A 23,497-nucleotide genomic window follows, 5' to 3' on the forward strand; every position below is an offset into this window, starting at 1 on the left:
GTGGGGTCGCCCCTGTGTCGTGGGGGTCGGTCCTCGCCGACCGTCGTCCGCCATCGCGATGTCCGCAGAACAATGTCGACGGAACGAACCCGCAGGATGCTCCCGGGCCGATTTTTCAGCACCTCGGTTCGTTCGGCCGACATGCCTCGCCGGGGAACGACCTGTCGGTTCGTTCGGCCGACCTACCTCGCCGGGGAACGACCTGTCGGTTCGTTCGGCCGACATCCCCTGTCGTGGCGCGACCTGTCGGTTCGTCGGCGGACATGTCGGCGGGGGCCCGACGGACCACGCGCCTAGAGGATCTCCTCGGACTGCCGGTAGACCAGCTCGGCGTCCTTCCTGGCGGTCTCCCACCAGTCCCGGTGGTCGCGGTACCACTGCACTGTCGCCGCCAGACCGGCCGCAAAGTCGGTGTAGCGCGGCCACCACCCCAGCTCCCGGACCGACGACGGGTCGATGGCGTACCGCCGGTCATGGCCCGGCCGGTCCGTGACGTGGACGAAATCCTGCGGATCCCGGCCGAACAACCGGTTCAGATCCTGCACACACTCCAGGTTGGACCGCTCGCCGTCGGCGCCGATGAGATACGTCCCGCCGTCCACGCCGCGCTCCAGGACCGCCCACACCGCGTCATTGTGGTCGTCGACGTGGATCCAGTCGCGCACGTTGTCACCGGTGCCGTACAGGCGCGGCGTCTCCCCGTCGAGCAGTCCGGTGATCTGCCGGGGCAGGAACTTCTCCGGGTGCTGCCGCGGCCCGTAGTTGTTCGAGCAGTTCGAGATCGTGGCCCGCAGCCCGTGACTGCGGACGAACGCGCGCACCAGGTGGTCCGCCGAAGCCTTCGAGGCCGAGTACACCGACGACGGCCGGTACGGCGTGTCGACGGTGAAGCGGTCCTCCGCCCCCGGCTCCCCCGACCCACGCAACGGCAGGTCGCCGAAGACCTCGTCGGTGGAGATGTGGTGCAGCCGCACGCCGTGGCGCACGCACGCCTCGGCCACGACCGCCGTCCCGTCGGTGTTCGACCGCACGAACCGCAGCGGGTCGCGCAGCGCATTGTCGTTGTGGCTCTCGGCCGCGAAGTGCACGACCGCGGCCTCACCGGCGGAGGCGGCGTCCTGTCCCGCGGGGACCTCGGCGAGGGCGCCGACGAGACGGTCCACCAGGACGCCGTCGCAGACGTCCCCCTCGACCAGCTCCACCCCGGTCAGGCCGGCGAGGTTCGCCGGATTCGCGGCATAGGTCATCGCGTCCAGCACCGTGACCGTCACATCCGGATGCGTCGCGCGGGTGCGGTGGATGAAGTTGGAACCGATGAAACCGGCCCCGCCGGTCACCAGCAGGCGGGTGATCCGGCGGGGCCGGTCGGTGGTCGGGACCGACATCAGTTCAGTCCGGCGTAGGAGTGCAGGCCGGAGACCACCATGTTGATGAAGAAGAGGTTGAAGACCATGGTGGCGAAGGCCAGGACGTTGATCCACGCCGCCGGCTTGCCGCGCATCCCCGGCGTCGCACGGGCGTGCAGGTAGGCGGCGTACAGCAGCCAGGTGATCAGCGAGACGGTCTCCTTGGGGTCCCAGCCCCAGAACCGGCCCCAGGCGGAGTGGGCCCAGATCGCGCCGAAGATCACGCCGAGGCCGAAGACCGGCAGCGTCCAGATCGCGGACCGGTAGGCCAGGGCGTCCAGCTTCGAGGCGTCCGGCAGCGGCGACACGATCTTGCCGAGGATGCCGTGCTCCTCACCCTTCGGCTGGGCGCGGCGCAGCAGGTACAGCAGCGACGCCATACCGGACACCAGGCCGATGCCGCCACCGAAGGAGACGGTGGTGACGTGGATCCAGAACCAGTTCGACTTCAGCGAGGGCACGACCGGCGCGACGTCGGCGTAGAGCTCGGTGCCCGCGTAGAACAGCAGGACGATGATCGGGGTGAGCAGCCACGGCCACAGCACCCGCATGGACTTGCGGCGCAGGACCACGCAGGCGATGACCATCGCCATGCCGGAGACGACCGAGACGTACTCGAACAGGTTGCCCCACGGGAACCGGTGGGCGGACCAGCCGCGGGTGACGAGGAAGAGCAGGTGGACGGCGACGGTCAGCCAGATGATGGTCTGGGTCATCCCGCCCCACATGTCGGCGCGCCGGTGCTTCGCCCGGATCGCGTCGATCTGGAAGGTCTTCGGCAGGTCCGCCTCGGACAGTGACCCGCTGGCGATGCCGGAGACATCGGAGCGGTCGTCCTTGCCGGCGTCGGCACCGGAACCGGCGCCGACCGGAACGGCGACCTTCTCGGCCGCCGCCGCCTTCGCCTCCCCGAGGATCCGCGACCGCTCGCGGCGGGCCTCGGTGGCCGACCGCAGCATCCCGTAGTAGACGAGCGACACCGCGAGGCTCACGAGATACAGCGCCACCGCCGTCTTATAGGCGAGGTCCGAAAACTCCGCCAGGTCCTGATTGACGTACATCCGTCATATCCTCCATCGGCAAGGCATATGTGCACACCCACGCTACCGCCGGGGAACCTCCCCGGCCAACATCCCGGACGCCGACTGTGGCGCAGGACACGGCCCGCGGTCAGTTCCCGGCGTCCGGCCGGTCGGTGCTCCCGCCGTTCTTCTCGTCCGTACTGTTCGTGTCGTTCGTGCTGTTCGTGTCGTTCGTGCTGTTCGTGTCGTTCTTCGTGTCGTTCGTGTCCGGACCGCGCAGCTCACCCGAGGCGATCTGCTGGTGCACCTCGCGCTCCAGCTCGTCCTCCCAGTCGTCCCACTCACTGTCGGTCTGGTCGAACTCCTCGTCGAGTTCCTCCTCGTCGAGGTGCAGCAGCTCCTCGGACACCCGGTTGAACTCCCGGCCCCAGCCGGCGGAGTCCGTCCGGGCGAGTCCGGCGATCTGCAGCGAGGTGGTGCCGTCACCGTTGTCGGCGACACGCACCCAGAACCGGCGCCGCTTCACGGTCAGCGAGCCCACCAGGCTGACGAGCATCAGCAGGGCGAAGAAGAGCACCCACACCTCGGTCGGGTCCTTGCTCACCTGGAGGTTGACGAACTGCTTGGCCCCGTCGAACCGCACCTTCGTGCCGTTGTCGAGGGTGACGTCCTCACCGGTCTTCAGGTTCACCCGGTCGAGCTTCTGCAGGGCACCGGAGTGCAGCTGGGTGGAGTCGAGACTGAAGATGTCCTGGCCGGTACCGGAATCCAGGCCGACGTCACCGCGGTAGATGTCCACCGCGACCGCCGGATCCTTCATCGACGGGAAGCTCGACTGCAGCAGCGAATTGTTCTCCCCGGAGAACTGCGCCGTCGGGGCGAAGAGCCCCTGGATCGCCAGCTGGTTCTTCCGGCGGTCCTGCAGGTCGGGGTACATGCCCGCCGGCGGGTCCATCTTCAGGGCACCCGAGGACAGGAAGTTGGTCATGTCGTCCGGGCGGAACTGGACCGTGTCGGTCCGGGTCTCGCCGTTGGGCCAGGTGACCGTGAACGTCGGCGCGTAGCCGTGGCCCTGCAGGTACACCCGGTTGCCGGCGATCGTCAGCGGGTGGTTGACCTTCAGCTCGTGCTGCTTCCACTGGTCGACCGGCTTGAGGGCATCGTCGCCCTCGGCGTAGTCGATGTCGGACTTGAAGCTGACGGCCTGCCCGCTGGGCAGGAATTCGGCGTCGAAGTTCTTCACGTTCACGCAGAACGGGGACAGTGTGGTGCCGTCGAACGTCGGCCCGTAGCGCAGCGAGTCGAAGTTCGCGACGGCGGTGTTGCAGAACTGCGAGTTGTCGGTGCCGGCGACGACGATGACCTGGCCTTCGTAGTAGACCAGGCGGCCGACCAGCACGGTGACCAGGATGCCGACGAGCGACAGGTGGAACACCAGGTTCGCGAACTCGCGGAAGTAGCCGCGCTCGGCCGAGTACGACCATTTGCCGGCACGGTCCTTGTCCGCCTCGGTCGCACCGCCCTGCCACTTGCGGAAGCGGCGGCCGATCTCCTTCTTGACCTGCTCGGGGGACGCCTCGACAGTGCCGGAGATGTAGTTCGGCATCCGGTCGAGGCGGCGCGGGGCGGCCGGCGGCTTGTTACGCAGCGCCCTGATGTGGTCGACGGTGCGCGGCAGGATGCAGCCGATCAGCGAGATGAAGAGCAGGACGTAGATCGCGGCGAACCAGCCGGAGCTGAAGACGTCGAACAGTCCCAGCTTGTCGTAGATCTCCGCGATCTTCCCGTTGGCCTGCAGGTACTGCTCGACGTTGCCCTCGTTGAGGGAACGCTGCGGGAGCAGTGCCCCCGGGACGGCCGCCAGGGCGAGGAGGAAGAGCAGGACCAGGGCGGTCCGCATCTTCGTCAACCACTGCCAGGCTTTTCTCGGCCACCGGAGGATACTGCGCATCATGGGGACCTTTCTACAACACGATTCTGGGAGGACGGGACGGGCGGGAACGGGCTGGACGGGACGGGGTGGGGATGGCCCGGGACGGGTCGGCCCCGGCTAGATGGGCAGGGTCGTGTCCGAGATCAGCCACTGGCGGATCCAGTCCACGAACACCGCCCACTGACCGGTGACCAGGAGAATACCGACGATGACCAGCAGCGCCCCGCCGATGAGCTGGATGGTGCGGGAGTGCCGCCGCAGCCAGCCCACCCCGCGCAGGGCCTTCGACGAGCCGAGGGCCACGAGGATGAACGGGATGCCCAGGCCGAGGCAGTAGGCGATGATCAGTGCCACGCCGCGGGCGGCGGTGGTGCCTTCGGTACCGGCGGACACGGAGATGATCGCCGCGAGGGTCGGGCCCAGGCAGGGCGTCCAGCCGAGGGCGAAGACCGCTCCGAGCAGCGGGGCGCCGACCACCGTCGACCAGCGACGGGGCGCCATGCGGGTGTCGGTCTGCAGCGGCCGGATGAAGCCCATGAAGACCACGCCCATGATGATCGTCACCGCGCCACCGATGCGCATCAGCAGTTCCTGGTTGACCTGGATCGCGCTGATCGCGCCGAACACCGTGGCGGTGGCGAGGACGAAGACCACCGTGAAACCGAGGACGAACAGCAGCGCCGCGCCACCGGCCCGGCCGCGCTTCTTCGTCACGACGGTGCCCTCGGCGGTGTACTCGGCGTCCGCACCGACCACGCCGGCGAGATAGGAGACGTATCCGGGGACCAGCGGGATCACACAGGGGGACGCGAACGAGACCAGCCCGGCCACGGCCGCGGCCAGCAGGCCGAGCAGCAGCGGACCGGTGGTCACCGCATCGGAGAACGTCGAACCGAGGTCGGACATGCTCACTCGCCCAGCAGCGGTTCGACGGCACCCCAGAGGTCGTCCTCGGTGATCTCACGGAGGAAGACCTTGGCGGGGCGGTGCTGCTTGTCGAGGACGACGGTCGTCGGGATGACGGACGCCGGGATGCCGCCGAGGGCGAGCGCCGACTTGAACGGCGGATCGTACAGCGACGGGTAGGTGATGCCGTTGTCGGTGACGAAGTCCTGCGCCTTGTCCCGGGAGGGGTCGCGCACGTTGATGCCCAGGACCGTGCCCCGGCCGTCCTTGTCGAGCCGCTCCTGGACGCGTTCCAGGTCGTCGGACTCGCTCCGGCACGGTCCGCACCACTGGCCCCAGGCGTTCAGGACGACGACCTTGCCGTCGAAGTCGTCGAGGCCGACGGTCTTGCCCGGATCCATGAGGGAATCACCCTGCAGGTCGCCGACCTGCTTACGGTCCGCCTGATCGTAGGTGATCTCCGTCTGGCCGCCGGGTGAGACGAATTCGAAGGTGCCGCCGATGGCGACGGCGTCCTGTCCGGCGGTGCTGTCGCTGCCGCAGGCGGCGATGCCGAAGGACAGGGATGCCGCGGCGGTGGCGGCGAGGACCGTGCGGAGGACGGGGCGGGTGCGCATGTCAGATCTCCTGCGCGGGTTCCGAGTAGATCATGTCGGTGAGTTCGGTGTCCCCCGGCCCGTCGAAGACGAGGGAGGTCACCGAGGCGAGGTTGCAGCGGCGGTTGGCGGGGTTGTGCTGCAGCGGCAGTCCCTGCACGTCGCGCTGGACGCAGACGACGGGCAGCTGGTGGCTGACGCACACCGCTTCGTGGCTGAGGGCGGCGACGCGGGCGCGGTCGATGGCGAGCCACATCCGGTCGACGATCTCGGTGTAGGGCTCACCCCAGCTCGGCACGCTGGGCTGCCGCAGCATCGGCCAGCGCTTCGGGTTCCACAGTGCGGACCGGACGCCCTTGATGTGCAGTCCCTGCAGGTCGTTGCCTGCCTCGAGCAGGTCCTCGTCGGTGACGAGGTCGAGGCCGGCGCCGGCGGCGTTGAGACCGTCGAGGATCGGCGCGGCGGTCTCCTGCGCGCGCTGCAGCGGGGACGCGACGAGCGCACGGATGTCGTGGTCGGCGAAGTCCTGTGCGACGGCGGCGGCCATCTGCCGTCCGCGGACGCTCAGGTGCCAGCCGGGAAGCCGCCCGTAGAGGATGCGGTCCGGGTTGTGTACCTCGCCGTGACGGACGAGATGGACGATCGTGCTCATGACCTCCGAGCGTACCGCCAGTGGTGCTGAGGTCATAAGTGGCGTGACCGGCTTCACGGACGCCGGACCCCGCCCGGCATACGTTCCGGTCCCGCTCGGGACGCCGCCGGGGACGCACCCCCGACACCGCAGGTGAAAGACTGTCATGATTCTGCCATGCGGCAGCCATGAATCTGGCATCCCGCTGCCACCCGATCGACAGGTCGCCGACAGGTATCCCCACCGCCGGTCGGTCGCCGGCGGGCGGATCGACGACCCCCGGGCTCCCGGGCCGACAGCCCGAAATCTTACCACCTGAAGCCGGTATTTTTTTCGGTGACCTGGGGTTTTGCGGCTTTCCGGGTGCCGGAGGTGGTAAAACTTCCGACGGCTGCGGGCGAGCAGCGCCGGAGCGCGCCGAAAATCCTTTGACTGCCGGAAACGCAGGGATGCGACGGCCCGACGCAACGGGCGGACACAGCGCAGCGCTGACCCGGTCTCATCCCACGTGGCGCAGGGCGTCCCCGATCATCGGTACATACCGGTCGATCGACCACGGAACCGTCAGCGGATTGATGATGGAGGACGCCGTGACGAACGCGTTGTCCGTCGGTGCGACCACTGAGCCGCGTCTGATCGCCGCAATGTCGCCGTACACCGGCTGTGCCTCCATCTCCCGACGGTTGCCTTCGTCGGAATAGAAGGTGAACAGCATGTCAACGTCGTTGAGCCGGGAGGCCTGCTCCATACTGAACTCCGCCGAGTCGGTTCCCTCTTTTTCGTTGCCCTTCATCTGCTCGACGAACGGCGCGACGCGGAAACCGAGGTTCTCCACCATCGCGGACCGCTGCTCGGTGGGCAGGAACACTCCGAGGTTCCCGCCGGCCCCCTGGTTGTAGATGAAGGCGAAATCGTGGTCACCGAACTCCGGGTGTTCGTCCCTGACGGCGGCGAAGCGGTCGTTGATTCCACCGATGAGGTTGTCCGCCCGGTCCTTCTGCCCCAGCGCCGTGGCGACGGTGCTGATCTGGTCCTTCCAGTCGATCGTCCACGGCTTCTCCGGGTAAGCGACGGTCGGGGCGAGGGCGGAGAGGTCGTCGTACTGGTCCTGGGTGATACCTGACCAGGGTGCGAGGATCACGTCGGGGTCCAGTTTCGCGATCTGTTCGACGTTGACCCCACCGTCGCCTGCGTCGATGAGCTCTGGGTAGTCGTCCGCGGCGACGTGCTCCTTCTCGAGTTCCTCGCGGATCCACGGCAGGTAGCCCGAGTCGTCCGCCGCCCACGGGTACTCCTCCATACCGACGGGAACCACACCGAGGGACATCGCTGTCTCAGCAGACCCCTGCCCCAGGGTAACGACGCGTTCTGGGATCTCAGGGATCACCGCGGTACCGAGAGCATGGGTGATGCTGACCCCGGAACTGTCGGCACCGTCGTTTCCCCCGTCATCGGAACCGCAGGCGGTGAGACCTACGGTGGCCAGGACCGCAGAGAGAACGGCGGCCAGTGCCGTCAGCGGCGCCCCGGAAGCACGGCGTGACGGTGAGTGTCGGCAGAGAAGCGTCATAGTAGGTCACCCTACCCTACTTATCCTGCTGTCCTGACGTGTCCTCTGCCGCAGATATCACCGGCCCGTGTCGGTCAGGCCGTCGCCGCCGCGGCAGCCTTGGCCGCCGGCACCAGGGCCGCCTCGATCCGGGCGAAGTCGTCGTCGGTGAGCGCCGTCGAGACGAACCAGGTCTCGAAGACACTCGGCGGACCGTAGACCCCGGCGTCCAGCAGCGCGTGGAAGAACGGTGCGTACCGGAAGGTGTCCGCCGCCTGCATGTCGTCGAAGTTGCGGCCCTGCCCCTCGGCGAACCGGATCGACAGCATCGACTCGGCCCGCTGGATGTGGTGCGCCACGCCCTCGGCCGACAGCGCCGCGGAGATCAGCGAGTCCAGCCGGTCGGCGTTGGCGTTCAGCGTGGCGTAGACGGACTCGTCCGCCAGCTGCAGTGACGTCAGTCCCGAGGCCATCGCCACCGGGTTCCCGGACAGGGTGCCCGCCTGGTAGACCGGCCCGACCGGGGCCAGCATCTCCATGATGTCCGCCCGTCCGCCGAAGGCCGCCGCCGGCATACCGCCGGAGACGACCTTGCCGAAGGTGGTGAGGTCGCCGGCCACCCCGTCGACCCCGAACCAGCCCTTGCGGGAGGTGCGGAAACCGGTCATGACCTCGTCGAGGATCAGCAGGGCACCGTCGGCGTGGGCGATCTCCTTGAGCGCGGCGTTGAAGCCCTCGTCCGGGTGGACCGAGCCCATGTTGCCGGCAGAAGCCTCCGCGATGACCGCGGCGATCTCGCCGGGGTGGGCGGCGAAGGCCTCCCGGACGGCGTCCAGGTCGTTGTAGGGCACGGTGATGGTCTCGGCCGCGGCGGCGGCGGTGATGCCGGGTGAGTCCGGCAGACCCAGCGTCGCGACACCGGAGCCGGCGGCGACGAGCAGCGAATCCACGTGGCCGTGGTAGCAGCCGATGAACTTGAGGATCTTGTCGCGGCCGGTGAAACCGCGCGCCAGCCGGACCGCCGACATCGTCGCCTCGGTCCCGGAGTTGACCATCCGGATCTCCTCGACGCTGGTGCGTCCGATGATCTCCTCGGCCAGCGCGATCTCGCCGAGCGTCGGCGCCCCGTAGGACACGCCCTTGGCGACCGCCTGCTGCACCGCCTCGACGACGGCCGGGTGGGAGTGCCCGTGGATCATCGGACCCCAGGAGCAGACCAGGTCGACGTAGTCGTTGCCGTCGATGTCGGTGAGCCTGGACCCCTTCGCCGAAGCGATGAACGGGGCGGTGCCGCCGACGGAGCCGAAGGCACGGACCGGGGAGTTCACCCCGCCGGGGATCACCCGGCGGGCCTCCGCCATCGCCGCCGCACTGCTGGTCAGGTTCTTCTCGGTGTGCTCTTCGCGCTGTTCACTCATCACCTGTCCAGCATAGCCATTCGGCGTCCGCTAGTCGGACTGCCAGGGCAGGAGGTTCTCCCCGGCCCAGGACCGCAGCTTCACCCACCGGCTCCGCAGGCCGCCCCTGTTCCGGGCGGAACTGCCGTCGGTCGCTGCCGTGTAGTCACGGGTGCCGATCCGCGCGGACCGCCACTCGATCAGCAGTGAGGAGGCCAGCATCGGGACGGTCGCCACCAACGGGTTCAGCACTCCGATCACACTGAGTACCAGGGCGAGGATGTTGTAACCCCAGGCCAGCCACAGGTTCCAGTCCACGGTGGCGCGGACGTGGCGGACGAGATTGACGGCCTGCGGGATGACGGAGATGTCCTCCCGGATGAGCACGACGTCGCTCTCGGCGTTGTCGATGCGGTCGGCGGAACCCATGAGGATGCCGACGTCGGCGACCCGCAGGCAGTCGAGGATGTCCTTGTCCCCGACCATGGCGACGGTCGCGCCGCGGGCGTGGACGCTGCGCACCGTCGCGGCCTTGCGCCCCGGGGCGATGCCGGCGAGCACGGTCGAGATGCCGAGGGAGTTCGCCATCCGCCGGGCGACCGGGTAGGTGTCCCGGGCGAGCATCGTGGTCTCGATGTCCATGTCCTCGAGCTCACTGACCGCCTTCTCGGCGTCCGGCTTGACCGTGTCGGCGACGTTGATCACGCCACGGGCCCGGCCCTTCCAGCTCACGACGAGCGGGACGCCGCCCCCGACCGCGGCATTGGCCAGCGCCGGATCGCTGAGCTCGGAGAGGTCCCGGGGACGCCACAGCGTGGCCTGGACGTGGCGGACGGTCCGCCCCCGGCCCTCCGGGGCCGCGGAGTCCTCCTTCTCCACGGTGGGCAGTTCGATGTTGGCGCGGAATGTCCCGGCGGCGTCCACCTCGACGGGCCCGGTCTCGAGCCAGTGCGGGACCGAGGAACCGCCGGAGCCGGTGTCGCGGGCCTCCCGGTCGGCACGGACGATGGCGCGGGAGACGGCGTGGCGGCTCTCCAGGGCCAGTGCCCCGGCGACGCGCAGCACCATCTCGGGGTTCTCCCCCTTCGCCGCGGTGACCCCGACGACCTGCATCTGGCCGGTGGTGAGCGTGCCCGCCCGGTTGAAGATGATCGTGTCGACCGCGGCGAGCTGGTGGATGGTGTTGGCGTTGCGCAGCAGGGTGCCGCCGGCGGCCGCGCGGGCCAGGCCGACACGCAGCGCGAGGGTCGTGGAGACCGCCAGGGTCACCGGGGCGACGGCGACGAGGACCGCCAGGCCCACGGCCATGCCCACTTCGGGACTGCCGGCGATGAGCACCCAGGTGCAGAAGGCGATGACGGCGAGGACGAGTGCCCACGGCACCAGCAGTGAGGCCGAGCGGGTGGCGACCTGGTCCAGCCGGTTCTCGTCGCGTTCGGCGGCCCGGATCCACCGCTCCATGGCGGCGAGCCGGGTGCGGGACCCGGTGCGCTGCGCCCGGATCTTCAACGGGCCGCCCAGGTTGCGGGCGCCGGCGTAGATCCGCGAGTTGACCGTCACCCCGACCAGGGCGGCGTCCCCGCTCCCGGCGCCGCGTCCGAACGGCCCCATGTCGACCTGGGCCTTGCCGCCGACGACCTCGCCGTCGACGGGCACGGTCGCACCGTTGGGGACGAGGATGTCGTCGCCGACCCGGATCTCCGCAGTGCTGATCTGGAATTTCAGCGGTTTGCCCCGCCGGTCGTTGCGCACGACGGTGACCGGGGCGGCCCCGTCGGTCGACAGGGCGTCGAGCAGCAGGGCCGAGCGGATGCGGGTCCGGCGGGACGCCAGCCGGCCGAGCAGCAGCAGGATCGTCACCCCGCAGGCCACGTCGAGGAAGATCGCACTGTGTTCGTCGTAGGCGAAGGCGGTCCACGCCGGCCCGGACCGCCACTGCGGATCGCCGACGGTCCCGCCGAACAGCATGACCCCCAGCGAATACAGGAAGGCGGCGACCACCGCGAGGGAGGACGCCGTGTCCAGCGCACTCATCCCCCGCCGCAGTCCGGACAGCAGGGCGCGGTGGAACGGCCACGCACTCCACACCACCACCGGCAGGGACAGTCCGAGGCTGACCCACTGCCAGTAGTCGAACTGCCAGGCCTCCACGTTCTGCAGCAGGACGACGGGCAGTCCGAGCACGACGGCGATGAGCAGCCGGCTGTTGGTGATCAGGTCACGGGCGGTGTAGAGCACCTCGGTCCCGGCGTTGCCGCCCGCGGCCGCGGACCCCGCACCGCGGCGTCCGACCGCGCTGAGGCGTGCCCGGGTCTGCTCACGCTGCTGCTCGCGGGCCTGCCGGTGGGACCGCTGGCGCTGGCGGACGGCCGCGCGGCTGCGGCGCAGCCGGCGCGACCGTTCATCGCTGCCGAGACGTTCGGACCGGCGGCGCAGGGACGCCGTGGTGAGCCAGGAATCGACCCCGAGTTCGGCCATGAGGGCGCGCAGGACGTCGGGCGAGAGGGTGTCCGGGGCGGTCACCCAGGCCATGGCGGTGGAGAAGATGACCCGGGCCTGCACGCCGGGGACCTCGTTGAGGGCGTCCTCGACCTGGCGGGCGCGGACCGCCGAGGTCAGGCCGGAGAGGTGGAAGGTGAAGGAGGTGAGGGTGCCGCGGCCGGCTGTGCCGTCGGTGTCGTCGGTGTCCGGGGTGCCGTCGGTGCCCAGTGTGCTGTCGCCGGCCGCGTCATCCTCGGAGATCAGCAGCCCGGCGGACCGCGCCGCCGCCTTCGCCTCCGCGATGGCGCGGGCGGCACGCTCCTCCGGCACCGTGTCGGCACCGTCGGCGGCCCCTTCAGTGTCGGGCCCGCGGGGCGTCCTGTCCCGGTCGGCGTCCGGTTGCGGCGTGGTCACTGTCCCTGCTCCCGGTGGTAGTAGGTACGCACCGCCGGCCGGTACATCGCCAGGCAGGCGATCGCGAGGACCAGGGCGAGGACCGCCTGGCCGAGGCCGCCGTTGACGAAGACCCAGCACACAAGGGTGACGAGGATCCCCGCCCCGGCGATACCGCCGGCCCAGGTGCGGCGGCGGGCATCACCGCGGACCACCCCGGGGACGACGACGGCGAGGGCGAGCGCGATGACGATCTCCACCGCACCCAGCCAGGTCAGGGCCGTGGCGATGGTGTCCCACCGGTCGGCCAGGTCGGCGTCCGAGGTCTCCGGCGGGGTCGCCAGGACCATCACCACGCCAGAGACGGCGAGGAGTACGGCACACAGTGCGAGCAGTATCCCGGCGGCGGTCACCACCCCCGGCCGACGGTCCCCGGGACGCCACGGCGCCGCCGCCCGGTTCCGGTCGCTCCCCGGACCGGTCGGGGTGGGGAACATCGAGGGCATCGCTCAGCGCCCCTTCCCGCCGGACGTCGGGTTCTGGTTGTCCCTCTTCCTCTGTTCCTTCTGCTGCTTCTTCGCCTTCTTCTCCCGGTCCAGTTCCGCACTGCGCTTGGCGAGCTGGTCGGCGTACTCCTCCATCTGCTTGCGGGAGGGCATCCCGAACCACTCGGCGTTGTCCGGACGCAGCACCAGCCACATGCCGACGACGGCGACCACCCCGGACAGGATCGTCCCGATCCCGATGAGCAGCACCAGCAGCGTGCCGTCAGTGTCCGGCCCCGAGGAGAAGGTCTGCAGCAGCGCCATCAGCGCCAGGTAGACCGACCCGATGCACAGGAACATGCGGGAGCGCACCGCACCCCGGCCGACCCGGTTGGTCAGCCACACGCACAACCCGACGGCGATGAGTGTCACGAGCAGACCGGTGATGATGGTGCCGGTGACGAGCATGTCCTGCGTGATGCCGGACGGCAGGTCGACCCCCTCGGTCTGCTTCTTGACCTGCTGGACCACGGCACTGCGGTCGTGGAAGTTCAGGATCATCTGGAGCACGGCGGTGAGGGCCTGCAGGACGGCGACCGTGTACCAGGCCCGGACGCCGAGGCGGACGTTCTCCGGGGCGCCCTTGACCGACGGCGCGAGTCCGTTCTGGCGTCCCATCCGGGGCGGCTGCGGCATATTCTGCTGAGTCATATCGCCTGCAACTCTAGCCAACCACCGTCGCCGGCGGGGCTACCGGGCGAGCAGCCCGGCCGCCTCGACGGCCCAGTAGGTGAGGATGATGTCCGCACCGGCACGGCGGATACCGTACAGCGAGTCCATGATCGCCTTCTCCCGGTCGATCCAGCCGTTCTGCGCGGCGGCGCTGATCATCGAGTACTCGCCGGAGACCTGGTAGGCGGCGACGGGCACACTCGACATGTCGGCGACCTCACGGAGGATGTCGAGGTGCGGCATGGCCGGCTTGACCATCACCATGTCCGCCCCCTCCTCGATGTCGAGCTCGACCTCCAGCAGGGACTCCCGGGCGTTGCGCGGGTCCTGCTGGTAGGTCTTGCGGTCGCCCTGCAGCGACGATCCGACGGCCTCACGGAACGGGCCGTAGAAGGCACCGGCGTACTTCGCGGAGTACGCGAGGATGCTGACGTCCTGGAAGCCGGCGGCGTCCAGCGCCTCGCGGATGACCCGGATCTGGCCGTCCATCATCCCGGACGGGCTGACGATGTGGGCGCCCGCCTCCGCCTGGCTGACCGCCATCTGCGCGTACAGCGGCAGCGTCGCGTCATTGTCGACGACGGTCTTTCCGAACCGGTCGGTGGTCAGCACACCGCAGTGGCCGTGGTCGGTGAACTCGTCCAGGCAGGTGTCCGCCATGACGAGCAGGTCGTCGCCGAACTCGCGGCGCAGCGCGGCGACCCCCTTGTTGAGGATGCCGTCGGCGGCCCAGGCCTGCGACCCGGTGGCGTCCTTGTCCTCCGGGGTCGGGACGCCGAACACGTCGATGCTGCCGACGCCGGCCTTCACGGCGTCCTCGGCGAGACGCAGCAGGGAATCCTCGGTGTGCTGCTGCACACCGGGCATCGCGCTGATGTCGCGGGGCGCGTCGATGCCGTCGGCGATGAAGACGGGCAGCACGAACTGGGCGGGGTCCAGGTGGGTCTCCGCCACGAAATCGCGCATGGTGGCTGAGGTACGCAGCCGCCGCGGACGGCGGAACGGGGTTGCGATGTCGGGGTGTGTGCCGGGGTTGGTCATACCTCCGACGCTACACGCGCAGCTACACCGGCAGCACCGGGTGCAGCCGCTTCATCGACCACGTCCGCTGCGTCCGCGCGGAGAACGCGGTGACCGCCAGGGAAACGACGACCGTTGCGACGAGCACGGCGATGCCGGTCCACAGTCGGGCGTCGTGGAAGCCGTAGAGCGTCTGCCGCAGCGCGTTGACCGCGTAGGTCATCGGGTTGAACGGGTGGATCGCCTGAATGAGCGGATTCTGGGTCTCCACCGGGTAGATACCGCCGGAGGAGACCGCGGTGACCATCAGCAGTGCCAGCGAGGTCACCCGGCCCGGCCCCGGGCCGAGCAGGGCGTTGAGCGCCTGGTTCACCGCCATGAACGCCAGGGCGACGAGGATCGCCACGGCGGTGTAGCCCGGCAGGTTCGCCACGTCCAGGCCCACGGCGAGCACGCTGACCGCGACCATGACGACCGCCTGTCCGGCGGCCATCAGTGCCGGCGGCACGAAACCGTCGATCGCCGCCCGGACCGTGCCGACACCGGCGGCGACAGCCCGCTGCTGCAGCGGCTTGAGGATCTGGAAGACGACGATGCCGCCGATGAACAGGGCGAGCGAGAAGAAGAAGGGGGCCAGGCCCTTGCCGAAGGAACTGCCCTGGGCGTCGTCACCCTGGTCGAGGGAGACCGGACCGCCGATGGTGCTGGCCGCCTGGACCCGCTGGCCGTCGTTCCAGGTCGGGACCTGCTTCGCCCCGTCGGTGAGGCGCTGGTGGAGTTCATTCGCCCCGTTCTTGAGCTGCCCCACCCCGTCGGTGAGCTGCGGCAGCTGGCCGGCGGCCTGGCCGAGACCGTCGTTGAGCCGGTGGGCGCCGTCCTTCGCGGTGGCGAGGTTGGCGTCCAGTTGATGGGCGCCGTCGTTGAGCTGGGAGACGCCGTCGATCAGCCGGGTGAGCTGCCCGGTGGATCCGGTCAGCTGGTCGATGCCGCCGCGGAATTCGGCGTCCGGGTCGGCGAGCTGGTGGGCGAGCTGGGCGGCGCCGTCGTTGAGCCGGCCCATGTCCTGCGCGTTCTGGGACTGCGGGCCGAGACCCTCGGTCTCCAGGCGACCGGCGGTGGCGTCGATCCGGTTGGCGGCGTCCGTCGCCGCCGGGAGGTTCAACGCCCGCAGGTCGTCGGCGACGCCCCGCAACGAGGACGCCCCGGAGCCCTGCATGTCGGTCACCGCACCCAGTTGGCCGGTCAGCTGGCCGATCCCGTCGCGCAGTTGGGTGGCACCGTCACCCAGCTGGTCGATGCCGGAGGCCAGCCGCGGCGACTGGTCGATGAGCTGGTTGAGCTGACCGACCTGGTCGTGGAGTTCCTGGGTGCCGCCGGCGAGAGTCGATGAGCCGTCCTTGAGCTGGCCGAGTCCGCTGTCGAGCGTGCCGGCGCCGTCCTTGAGCTGGTTGATCCCGCCGGTGAGGGTGGGGATCTTGTCGGAGAGCTGGTTGATGCCGTCGGAGAGCGTCCCGGACCCTTCGGCGGCCTCACCCAGGCCTGAGCCGGCGTCGAGGACGCCGATGAGGACCTTGTCCACGGCCTGGCCGCTGATCTTCGTGCCGACGGTGTTGAGCACCTCGCGCATGACGTTCTGCCCGATGACGGTCGACAGGTAGCTGTTGGCGTCGTTGTAGGTCGCGATGAGCCGCGCCTTCTCGGCGTTCTGCCCCGCCGCCGAGGAGACCGCCTCAGAGAAGTTCTCCGGCAGCTCCAGGGAGAAGTAGTACCGGCCGTCGCGTACGCCCTCCTCGGCCTCCTGGTGGCTGACCTCGGTCCAGTTGATGCGGTCGTTGTCGCGCAGACCGTCGACGACCTCGTCACCGGCGTTGAGCTTCTGGCCCTGCAGTTCGGCTCCCCGGTCACTGTTGACCAGTGCGACGGGGAGGTCCTCGGTCTTGTCGAGCGGGTTCCAGAAGGCCCACAGGTACAGCGCCGAGTACAGCAGCGGGATGAAGATCATGGCGATCACGGCGAGGCGGGCGAGACGGGACCGTTTGAAGCGGCGCATCTCGTTGGCGACGTGCAGTCCGGCGAGGTTCGGCATCGGCTCAGTTCTCCCTGTTCTCGGACTCGGTGGTGGGCAGGACGGCGGTCGGCGGATCATCCCAGCCGCTGTGGACGGGCTGCAGGTGGGAGGGGTCCTCGCCGAGCTGCACGACCGTGTGCGCCGGGGCGTCCGGCGGCAGCGGGTTCACCGTGTTGACGATGACCGGCATGTCCCCGGCCATCCGGGCGAGCAGATGGACCAGCACCGCGCGGTCGTGGTGTTCCCGCACCTGCTCCAGGTCATCCATGACGAGCATGCGGATGTCCCGCCCGTCGGCGGAGCGGCCCGGGTGGGACGGACGCAGCGACAGGCTGATCCGCAGCAGCAGCCGGTCCAGGGAGGTGAGGTCGGAGACCCAGGCGTCCAGCGGGGGCAGGTCGCGGTCGCCGAAGACCGGGGCGCACACCGCGGCGAGTTCCTCCCGGGTCGCCCGGGAGGTGAGCCGGTACCAGGGGCGGGACCAGGCCTTGTTCTCGGTGAGGATGTCGCGGACCCGGACCGAGCGGGGCAGTTGGTCGAGCTGGTCCACACCGGCGAGTGCGACATGCCGGCGGATCTGTGCGGGTGCAGTCATGCCGAGGACCTCGACGGTGCCGCCGCTGGGCTTCATCCGGCCGGAGATGACGAGGGAGAGTGCGGTGCGTCCGGACTCGCCGGGGCCGGTGATGGCGGTGAGACCGGTCGCCCCGAGTGTGAAGCTGACGGGACCGAAGACGCTCCCCTCCTCCGCCGTGAGTTCCAGCTCGGTGGCCGTCACGGACGGTGCGGCGTGTGGTTCTCCGGTCATGGGGTCTCCCTGGGGTGCGGCGGTTATCCAGTTAACAGACATATAAATATAGCTGAACCCGCTTCTCCGGCACCGGCCCGGGGCGCAGCTACCCCGGGGATGCTACGGGACAGCCCTGTCCGCCGTACCCCGTTCGCCGATGCGATCGGGGTGGTGTCAGGCACCGCCGGACGCCGCAGCGGGCACTGTCAGGGGCTGCCGGGGACTGCCGCGGACTGCCGCGGACTGCCGAGCATTTTCGGGCGTTGTCAGCCGCCGTCAAGCACCACAGGACGCCACGGCCAGCAGGCCACCTGTCCGCGCGGCAGACCACCTGTCCGCGCGGCAGACCACCTGTCCGCGTGGCAGGCCACCTGTGCGGGCGGCAGGCCATCTGTCCGCGTGGCAGGCCACCTGTGCGGGCGGCAGGCCAAAAGTGCCCCCATACCCATGGTGAACGGTGTTTATGCCTGCCAGACGGACAGATGGTCTGCCACCGGCCAGGATCCACCGCCGGACCCGGAGTCCGAAGCCGACAGACACTGACCTGCTCCCCACGGCGCGGATCAGCGTCTGTCAGTGCCTGTCAGTGCCTGTTAGCGCCTGTCAGTGCCCGTCGTCAGCGCCTGCCGGTGCCCGTCAGGATCCGTCAGGGTCTGTCACTGTCCCCCGAACCGGCCGACTCAGCTCTCCGGCTGCGTGCGCCGCCGACGACGACGCTTGCGCGGCGGCGGCAGCTCGCCACTCGCCCGCAGCTTCGCCACATGTGCCGCCAGTGCGTCCACCAGCTCCGGCACACCGGCGACCTCCGGCATGACGTCGACCCGCAGGCCGTGCTCCCGGGCGGTCTGCGCGGCCATCGGCCCGATGCAGGCGATGATCGTGCGGGTGTGGGGCTTGCCGGCGATGCCCACCAGGTTCTTCACCGTCGACGAGGAGGTGAAGCACACCGCGTCGAAACCGCCGGACTTGATCATGTCGCGGATCTCCTGGCTCGGCGGCGCCGCGCGCACCGTCCGGTACGCGACGACATCCTCCACCGACCAGCCGAGGTCGATGAGCCCGGCGACGAGCGTGTCCGTGGCGATGTCGGCCCTCGGCAGCAGGACCCGGTCCACCGGGTCGAGGTCCTCGTCGTACGGCGGGAACACCTCGACGAGACCGGCGGCGTTGCGGGCGTTGTCCCGCGGCAGCAGCTCCGGGGTGATGCCCAGGTCGCGGACCGCCTGCGCGGTCTTCTGACCGACCGCGGCGACCCGGACGCCGGCGAGCGCACGGGCGTCCAGACCGAAGTCGGCGAACTTCTCCCACACCGCCTTCACCGCGTTGACGGAGGTGAAGACGATCCACTGATACCGGCCGTCGACCAGACCCTTGATCGCCCGCTCCATCTGCGCCGGGTTCCGCGGCGGCTCGGTGGAGATCGTCGGCACCTCGATGGGGATGGCGCCGTGCGCGGTCAGCCGGGCGCTCATCGGCCCCGCCTGCGACTTCGCCCGGGGCACGAGGACGTTCCAGCCGTACAGGGCCCGGTTCTCCCACCAGGAGTACTTGCTGCGCCGCGAGGCCTGCGCTCCGACGGTCACGACGAGCTCCGCCGGCATCTCGGTCTCCTTGGCCAGCGGGCCGGAGGACGCGACGACGGACTTCAGCGTGTCGAGGGTGACATCGTAGGAGCGCTGCAGCCGGGTGGTGGCGTGCGTCGTCACCGTGGCCGGCGTGGACCCCGCCACGCCACGGCTCTTGAGCTCGCGGGCGATGGTCGCCAGGTCCGCCGGGGTGGTCGTGATGATCAACGGCTGGGGCGCCGCAGCGACGCGGTCCCAGTCGGGCACCGCACAGGTCTGGGCCCCGTCGGCACCGGCAGCCCCAGTTGCACTGTCGCTTCCGGCGACCGCGGACGCCGCGCTGGCCGCAGCCACGCCACGCAGGTCGAGGGCGGTGTAGCCCTCACCGGTGGGGATACCGGTGAACGCGGGCAGCGCCCCGGCCCCGGTCATCCCCGGGATGACCTCGAACTCGGCACCGAGGGCCTGGACCTCCCGCAGTTCCTCGAGCACGGTCGGGTCGTCGACCGGGTTACCGGCGACGAGCCGGACGACGCGACCGGATTCCCGGGTCTGGTCGACGAGCTGGCGGGCGAGTTCCGCCGGCGGCAGCGGGACGCCACCGTGGTCGACATCGCCGGTGACGACGATCTCGGCGGCGCTCAGCCCGGTCGGACGCGGCGGACGGCGGCGCGACCCGGCCTCCTTCGCGGCGGCGACCTCGGCCTGCCAGGCCCGGTCGGCGGCTTCCCGCTTCGACTCGGGAACGGGCAGTTCGGCGGCGATCAGGTCGCGCACGGGGGCGGCGACGTCGCTGGCGACCCAGGCGTAGGTCGTGTTCTCCAGGATCTCCCGGGCCCGGACGGTCAGCAACTCCGGGTTACCTGGTCCGGCGCCGACGAACAGAACACGTCCGTCACCGGTCGACGGACCGGCGGTTCCGGGCAGGGTGTTTCCGGCAGTGGTCATCAAGAAGCTTTCTCGGTTCTCGTGGGCGGGGCGGGGGCGACGGAGAGTCTGGCGGCGGTCGGACGGGGTTCCGGCCGGACGACAGGTGGGGCGGTGGTCAGAGCGGGCCCGACGGGGCGGCCGCGGCCATGATCTCGGCGGCACCCTCCTCGAGCAGTTCGCGGCCTATCCGGGCACCGAGTTCTGCCGCGGCCGCATGGTCATGGTCGGCGCCGTCGAAGGCACCGGTGGTCTCGCGGACCAGTCGTCGGGAACCGTCCAGGGCGAACACGCCGCCGCGCAGCAGCATCCTGCCGTTGGACACCTCGGACCACGCGCCGACCGGGGCGGTGCACCCGGCCTGCAGTGTGGCGAGGATCTGCCGTTCCGCGACAGCCCGGGCGTGGGACACGTGGTCGTCGAGTGCCCGGACCGCGGCGACGGCCTCGGCGTCGTCCGCACGGACCTCCACGCACAGGGCACCCTGGGCGGGTGCGGGCATGATGTCCGCCGGGTCGACGGTCTCGGCGGCGCGGGCGAGTCCCCCGACCCGTTCGAGACCGGCACGGGCGAGGACCACGGCGGCGAGGTCGCCTTCACCCGAGCCGTCACCGACGCGACCCATCCGGGTGTCGATGTTGCCGCGGATCGGGACGCACCCCAGGTCCGGGCGCAGTCCGCGGATCTGGGCGACCCGGCGGGGTGCACCGGTCCCGATCTGAGCGCCCTGCGGCAGGTCCCGCAGCCGGATGTTGTCCAGGCTGACGAGGACCTCACGGGCGTCCGCGCGCAGCGGCACGACCTGGATGAAGCGGGGATCGGGGGCGGTGGGCAGATCCTTGAAGGAGTGCACGGCGACATCGCACTCGCCGGCGGCGAGGGCGTTGCGCAGGGTCTCGGTGAACACCCCCACACCGATCCGGTTCACGGGGGTCTGCGCCTTCTGCGAGGCGTCCCCGGGAGTGTGGACGAAGTGCAGTTCGGCGGGGTCACCACCGGCGGTGAGGGCGTCGCTGACGGTGCCGGCCTGGGTCCGGGCCAGCACGCTGGCGCGGGTACCGACGAGAAGAGTGCGCATCAGGAAGCCTCCCCGCTCATGAGGTTGCCGATCCTGGCCTTGCCGGCCTCACCGACGTCCAGCGAGCGGGAGACCGCGGCCGAGGAGCCGGAGGGCAGGTTGAACAGCACGGCGAGGGCCTCGGCGTAGTTCACCGCGCCACCCTCCGAGCTCAACTTCTTCACCTGCACGGTCGGGGTGTGCAGCAGTTTGTCGACCACGCGCCGGACCGTTCGGGTCACCTCGGCACGGTCGGCGTCCGACATCCCGGGGGTCCGGCGGATCAGCTGGCCGAGCTCGTCGTCGACGACCTCGGAGGCCCGCTGCCGCAGTGCCTTCACCGTGGGGACCACGGACTGCACCCGGACCTGGTCCAGGTACTCGGCAAGTTCGGACGCCACGATGTCGTGGGCCGCGTGCTCGTCACTGCCGCCGTCACCGGCCAGGGCGCTGAGCTCCTCGATGTTGAGGAGGCGGACATCGGCCCCGGTGGCGGCGTCCGACGCGTCCACGACGGCATCCTCGATGTCCCGGGGCATCGACAGGTCGACGAGCACCATCCGGTGCGGACGCTCCTGCTCGGCCGCGGCGACCTCGGCGGCACCGAGGACGGTGCCGACGGCGCCGGTCGCGGAGACCACCAGGTCGATGTCGGTGAGGACCGCGGGCATGCAGTCGAGGTCCACCGCATCGGCGGCGGTGCCGGCCTGCCGGGCGTGGTCGGCGAGGTTCTCGGCGCGGCTGAGCGTGCGGTTGGCCACCGTCACGTGGTCGACGCCGGCCCGGCCGAGGTAGGTCGAGGCGAGCGAGGCCATCGCGCCGGCGCCGATGACCAGCGCCCGGTGGCCCGCCATCGTCGTCACGCCGAGTTCGGCGAGCGCGTGGTCGAGGGAGAAACTCACCATCGAGGATCCGGCGCCGTCGACGTCGGTCTCGGAGTGGACCCGCTTGCCGGTACGCAGTGCGCGCTGGGTGAGGTCGTGGAGGGTCGTGCCGACCGTGCCGGTGTCCGACGCGGACTGGTAGGCGGCGCGGAGCTGGCCGATGACCTGCTGCTCGCCGATGACCATCGAGTCCAGCCCGGCGGCGACGGTGAGCATGTGCTCCGCGGCGGCGTCGGCGTACCGGACGTAGAGGTAGGGTTCCAGCTCGGCTGCGGCCATGCCGGAGTGGGCGGCCACGGTCTCCACGACGTGGTCGAGGGCCGGGTGGAACGCCGTGGTCGCGACGTAGAACTCCATCCGGTTGCATGTCGAGAGCACCAGGGCCTCGGTGACGCACTGCCCGTCGAGCAGATCGCGTTCCAGGTCGGCGAGCTCCCCGGGCGCGACCGCGGTCTTCTCCAGCACCCGCACGGGTGCCGACCGGAAGGACAGTCCGACCAGAAGGACGGCCGCGGGTCCCGTCATACCGAGTACTGCCATGGACGCACAGCCTCCTGCATTGTCAATGTTCGTCAATCCGCCGGACGTCCGGCGGGGCCTCTCCCCCGCATCCGTCAGCGGTACCGGTTACCTACGGTATCCGTTGAGACCCCCCGATGACAAAAGGCGCGGAGGCGGCTGTTATAAGGACCCCGGTCAGGACGCCGTGAGTGCGGCCTCGAGTTCCTCGTCGTCGATCTCCCAGCACGCGATCTCCTCGTCGTCGACGAGGACCACCGGGACCCGGTCCCCGAACTCCACCGCGAGCGGTCCCGACGAGTCGACGTCGACGACCTCCAGCGGGGCCCCGTGTCCGGCGCAGACCGGTTCGATCTGGGCCCGGACGCGGGCACAGGAGCCGCAGGTGCTGCGGACCATGAGGGTGACCGTGTGGATGCCGGTCGGCTGCGTGCTGTCCATGCCGGTGACCCTACCGCTGTGGCCGGCACCGCCCCAAGGTGCCCCAAGATGCCCCGGACACACCACAGGCCCAGACACAGGGTCGACCCCACCGTACGGTGGTGCCGTGCCTGTCTCTGGGCCTGTCTCTGCCGGCGCAGAGGGTTCCGGTCGGAACGACCTTCCCTCTACTTTCCGAGCTTCCGCCGCTGAACCCGGGTACGGCGCAGCATCTTGCGGTGCTTCTTCTTCGACATACGCTTGCGGCGCTTCTTGATGACGGAACCCATGGGTCCTCCTCGTCACTCGACTTCGGTTACGGACTGGTCGGCTCCCGCGCACCGGAAAACCCCGGTGACGACGGTAACGGCCTCGACCGAACCGACACGAATGGTCAACATTGTATCGTCCGGGACCCGTCACCCAAAAATGACCCTCCCTGTCGGCGCACAGCCGACGGGGAGGGTCAGGAACAGACCGGGTCAGCCGACCTGGTCGTTGCGGCCCGCATCGTAGACGGAGGCGCCCAGGTACTCGGAGACCGCCTGCTCGTGAACGCGGAAAGACCTTCCGACGCGCACAGCGGGCAGCTCACCGGAGTGGACGAGCCGGTAGACGGTCATCTTCGACACCCGCATGAGGTCTGCAACCTCTGCGACCGTGAGGAATGTTCCGTTGTCGTTCTTTCCTGCGTTTGCCATATTCTCATCCTTTAC

The 23,497-nt window shown here is 69.9% G+C and carries 20 protein-coding genes; all 20 read right to left on the reverse strand.

Going from position 1 to position 23,497, the window contains the following annotated elements; genetic code table 11:
• Positions 1 to 293: 293 nt before the first annotated feature.
• A complete protein-coding gene (gene rfbB, locus FSW06_RS07190; RefSeq protein ID WP_010120868.1) occupies positions 294 to 1,385 on the reverse strand; it encodes a dTDP-glucose 4,6-dehydratase in 1,092 nt (363 codons plus the stop codon).
• Complete coding sequence (ccsB, locus tag FSW06_RS07195; RefSeq protein ID WP_010120870.1) at positions 1,385 to 2,467, reverse strand: c-type cytochrome biogenesis protein CcsB; 1,083 nt, start codon at positions 2,465 to 2,467, stop codon at positions 1,385 to 1,387. The genes rfbB and ccsB overlap by 1 nt, the downstream gene beginning before the upstream one ends.
• Positions 2,468 to 2,576: 109 nt before the next feature.
• Positions 2,577 to 4,382, reverse strand: coding sequence for a cytochrome c biogenesis protein ResB (resB, locus tag FSW06_RS07200; RefSeq protein ID WP_083827061.1), 1,806 nt, complete (start codon positions 4,380 to 4,382; stop codon positions 2,577 to 2,579).
• A 96-nt stretch (positions 4,383 to 4,478) separates the two neighbouring features.
• Complete coding sequence (locus FSW06_RS07205) at positions 4,479 to 5,267, reverse strand: cytochrome c biogenesis CcdA family protein (RefSeq protein WP_029449638.1); 789 nt, start codon at positions 5,265 to 5,267, stop codon at positions 4,479 to 4,481.
• A gap of 2 nt (positions 5,268 to 5,269) precedes the next feature.
• On the reverse strand, positions 5,270 to 5,884 hold the full coding sequence (locus FSW06_RS07210; RefSeq protein WP_010120873.1) for a TlpA family protein disulfide reductase: 615 nt from the start codon (positions 5,882 to 5,884) through the stop codon (positions 5,270 to 5,272).
• A gap of 1 nt (position 5,885) precedes the next feature.
• Entirely contained in the window at positions 5,886 to 6,515 is a 630-nt protein-coding gene (locus FSW06_RS07215) for a histidine phosphatase family protein (protein ID WP_010120874.1), read from the reverse strand.
• Between the two features lie 478 nt (positions 6,516 to 6,993).
• On the reverse strand, positions 6,994 to 7,821 hold the full coding sequence (locus tag FSW06_RS07220; protein ID WP_010120875.1) for an ABC transporter substrate-binding protein: 828 nt from the start codon (positions 7,819 to 7,821) through the stop codon (positions 6,994 to 6,996).
• A gap of 317 nt (positions 7,822 to 8,138) precedes the next feature.
• Complete coding sequence (hemL, locus tag FSW06_RS07225; RefSeq protein ID WP_010120876.1) at positions 8,139 to 9,461, reverse strand: glutamate-1-semialdehyde 2,1-aminomutase; 1,323 nt, start codon at positions 9,459 to 9,461, stop codon at positions 8,139 to 8,141.
• 30 nt (positions 9,462 to 9,491) lie between these two features.
• Positions 9,492 to 12,335 (reverse strand): heavy metal translocating P-type ATPase, encoded by a 2,844-nt coding sequence (locus FSW06_RS07230; RefSeq protein WP_010120878.1) that lies wholly within the window; start codon positions 12,333 to 12,335, stop codon positions 9,492 to 9,494.
• Positions 12,332 to 12,820, reverse strand: a complete 489-nt coding sequence (locus FSW06_RS07235) for a hypothetical protein (protein ID WP_010120880.1) — start codon at positions 12,818 to 12,820, stop codon at positions 12,332 to 12,334. The genes FSW06_RS07230 and FSW06_RS07235 overlap by 4 nt, the downstream gene beginning before the upstream one ends.
• 3 nt (positions 12,821 to 12,823) lie before the next feature.
• A complete protein-coding gene (locus FSW06_RS07240) occupies positions 12,824 to 13,510 on the reverse strand; it encodes a hypothetical protein (RefSeq protein ID WP_139024498.1) in 687 nt (228 codons plus the stop codon).
• Positions 13,511 to 13,549: 39 nt separating this feature from the next.
• Positions 13,550 to 14,572, reverse strand: coding sequence for a porphobilinogen synthase (hemB, locus tag FSW06_RS07245; RefSeq protein ID WP_010120882.1), 1,023 nt, complete (start codon positions 14,570 to 14,572; stop codon positions 13,550 to 13,552).
• A 22-nt stretch (positions 14,573 to 14,594) separates the two neighbouring features.
• Positions 14,595 to 16,637, reverse strand: a complete 2,043-nt coding sequence (locus FSW06_RS07250) for a YhgE/Pip domain-containing protein (protein ID WP_010120883.1) — start codon at positions 16,635 to 16,637, stop codon at positions 14,595 to 14,597.
• A gap of 4 nt (positions 16,638 to 16,641) precedes the next feature.
• Positions 16,642 to 17,427: an ATP-binding cassette domain-containing protein gene (locus tag FSW06_RS07255; protein ID WP_010120884.1), complete on the reverse strand. Its 786-nt coding sequence runs from the start codon at positions 17,425 to 17,427 to the stop codon at positions 16,642 to 16,644.
• 662 nt (positions 17,428 to 18,089) lie between these two features.
• Positions 18,090 to 19,922 carry a uroporphyrinogen-III synthase gene (locus tag FSW06_RS07260; protein ID WP_010120885.1) on the reverse strand — a complete coding sequence of 611 codons (1,833 nt, stop codon included), beginning with the start codon at positions 19,920 to 19,922 and terminating at the stop codon, positions 18,090 to 18,092.
• 97 nt (positions 19,923 to 20,019) lie between these two features.
• Positions 20,020 to 20,979 (reverse strand): hydroxymethylbilane synthase, encoded by a 960-nt coding sequence (gene hemC, locus FSW06_RS07265; protein WP_010120887.1) that lies wholly within the window; start codon positions 20,977 to 20,979, stop codon positions 20,020 to 20,022.
• Positions 20,979 to 22,382 (reverse strand): glutamyl-tRNA reductase, encoded by a 1,404-nt coding sequence (locus FSW06_RS07270; protein ID WP_010120889.1) that lies wholly within the window; start codon positions 22,380 to 22,382, stop codon positions 20,979 to 20,981. The genes hemC and FSW06_RS07270 overlap by 1 nt, the downstream gene beginning before the upstream one ends.
• Before the next feature lie 156 nt (positions 22,383 to 22,538).
• Positions 22,539 to 22,802 carry a glutaredoxin family protein gene (locus tag FSW06_RS07275; protein ID WP_010120890.1) on the reverse strand — a complete coding sequence of 88 codons (264 nt, stop codon included), beginning with the start codon at positions 22,800 to 22,802 and terminating at the stop codon, positions 22,539 to 22,541.
• Between the two features lie 167 nt (positions 22,803 to 22,969).
• The gene (locus tag FSW06_RS07280) at positions 22,970 to 23,071 is read right to left on the reverse strand and encodes a 30S ribosomal protein bS22 (RefSeq protein ID WP_003855542.1); all 102 of its coding nucleotides are present in this window, start codon (positions 23,069 to 23,071) and stop codon (positions 22,970 to 22,972) included.
• A gap of 192 nt (positions 23,072 to 23,263) precedes the next feature.
• The gene (locus FSW06_RS07285) at positions 23,264 to 23,482 is read right to left on the reverse strand and encodes a helix-turn-helix domain-containing protein (protein WP_010120926.1); all 219 of its coding nucleotides are present in this window, start codon (positions 23,480 to 23,482) and stop codon (positions 23,264 to 23,266) included.
• Between the last annotated feature and the right edge of the window lie 15 nt (positions 23,483 to 23,497).

It is taken from the genome of Corynebacterium nuruki S6-4, from assembly GCF_007970465.1.
Classification (GTDB): domain Bacteria; phylum Actinomycetota; class Actinomycetes; order Mycobacteriales; family Mycobacteriaceae; genus Corynebacterium; species Corynebacterium nuruki.

Excerpts from the sequence above, each read along its gene's own strand:
- rfbB (WP_010120868.1), bottom strand. The coding sequence starts at position 1,385 with ATGTCGGTCCCGACCACCGACCGGCCCCGCCGGATCACCCGCCTGCTG.
- ccsB (WP_010120870.1), bottom strand. The coding sequence starts at position 2,467 with ATGTACGTCAATCAGGACCTGGCGGAGTTTTCGGACCTCGCCTATAAG.
- resB (WP_083827061.1), bottom strand. The coding sequence starts at position 4,382 with ATGATGCGCAGTATCCTCCGGTGGCCGAGAAAAGCCTGGCAGTGGTTG.
- FSW06_RS07205 (WP_029449638.1), bottom strand. The coding sequence starts at position 5,267 with ATGTCCGACCTCGGTTCGACGTTCTCCGATGCGGTGACCACCGGTCCG.
- FSW06_RS07210 (WP_010120873.1), bottom strand. The coding sequence starts at position 5,884 with ATGCGCACCCGCCCCGTCCTCCGCACGGTCCTCGCCGCCACCGCCGCG.
- FSW06_RS07215 (WP_010120874.1), bottom strand. The coding sequence starts at position 6,515 with ATGAGCACGATCGTCCATCTCGTCCGTCACGGCGAGGTACACAACCCG.
- FSW06_RS07220 (WP_010120875.1), bottom strand. The coding sequence starts at position 7,821 with ATGTCCCTCGGTGTGGTTCCCGTCGGTATGGAGGAGTACCCGTGGGCG.
- hemL (WP_010120876.1), bottom strand. The coding sequence starts at position 9,461 with ATGAGTGAACAGCGCGAAGAGCACACCGAGAAGAACCTGACCAGCAGT.
- FSW06_RS07235 (WP_010120880.1), bottom strand. The coding sequence starts at position 12,820 with ATGCCCTCGATGTTCCCCACCCCGACCGGTCCGGGGAGCGACCGGAAC.
- FSW06_RS07240 (WP_139024498.1), bottom strand. The coding sequence starts at position 13,510 with ATGACTCAGCAGAATATGCCGCAGCCGCCCCGGATGGGACGCCAGAAC.
- hemB (WP_010120882.1), bottom strand. The coding sequence starts at position 14,572 with ATGACCAACCCCGGCACACACCCCGACATCGCAACCCCGTTCCGCCGT.
- FSW06_RS07250 (WP_010120883.1), bottom strand. The coding sequence starts at position 16,637 with ATGCCGAACCTCGCCGGACTGCACGTCGCCAACGAGATGCGCCGCTTC.
- FSW06_RS07255 (WP_010120884.1), bottom strand. The coding sequence starts at position 17,427 with ATGACCGGAGAACCACACGCCGCACCGTCCGTGACGGCCACCGAGCTG.
- FSW06_RS07260 (WP_010120885.1), bottom strand. The coding sequence starts at position 19,922 with ATGACCACTGCCGGAAACACCCTGCCCGGAACCGCCGGTCCGTCGACC.
- hemC (WP_010120887.1), bottom strand. The coding sequence starts at position 20,979 with ATGCGCACTCTTCTCGTCGGTACCCGCGCCAGCGTGCTGGCCCGGACC.
- FSW06_RS07270 (WP_010120889.1), bottom strand. The coding sequence starts at position 22,382 with ATGGCAGTACTCGGTATGACGGGACCCGCGGCCGTCCTTCTGGTCGGA.
- FSW06_RS07275 (WP_010120890.1), bottom strand. The coding sequence starts at position 22,802 with ATGGACAGCACGCAGCCGACCGGCATCCACACGGTCACCCTCATGGTC.
- FSW06_RS07280 (WP_003855542.1), bottom strand. The coding sequence starts at position 23,071 with ATGGGTTCCGTCATCAAGAAGCGCCGCAAGCGTATGTCGAAGAAGAAG.
- FSW06_RS07285 (WP_010120926.1), bottom strand. The coding sequence starts at position 23,482 with ATGGCAAACGCAGGAAAGAACGACAACGGAACATTCCTCACGGTCGCA.